This is a genomic window from Pseudomonas sp. EA_65y_Pfl1_P113 (genome assembly GCF_963970525.1).
In the GTDB taxonomy this organism is placed as follows: Bacteria; Pseudomonadota; Gammaproteobacteria; order Pseudomonadales; family Pseudomonadaceae; genus Aquipseudomonas; species Aquipseudomonas tritici.
The window spans coordinates 1-451 of sequence record NZ_CAXAQM010000588.1 but is presented as its reverse complement, the minus strand read 5'-3'; the positions used below and the strand labels follow the sequence as shown (position 1 = coordinate 451).

The window sequence follows — 451 nt, the reverse complement described above, 5'->3', positions numbered from 1 at the left end:
CGTCTAATTGCAAGGTCTATCAAATATGGCATTGAGAAAAGACTGTTTGACCAAGGAAGTGGCGGTAAAATACTAAAGCGTTTGTTAGGAAACGTATTTAGAAACAATATTGCAATTGACGATACCTCGTTCAGAAATATAATTTATGGCCGACCAGCATTGCGCGATTATCTACTTCGTGGCTGGATTAGATCGCCTGAATATAAATCACAGATGAACATCGTGACCGGATTTCTCGGAAGCGGTCAAGCGGTCGACGACTACAGCAAGATTGCCATAGCAACGTCAATTGCATCAGCTATACACACATACTCTTTGCCTTCTACAGTACTTTATGAGCTTGTTTTCCACTTAAAAGGAAATGATCCTTTTAATTTACACGCAAGACTTATACTGACTTCAAGACTCGATACTCCCTCGAGACTTTTGTCAGAGATCACTAAAACTCAAG

Annotated in this window: 1 protein-coding gene; it reads left to right on the top strand. The window is 40.1% G+C overall.

Annotated elements, in window-relative coordinates:
• Nucleotides 1–451: hypothetical protein (locus AACY52_RS31220; protein WP_339561527.1), on the top strand; the 451-nt coding region annotated here is incomplete at both ends.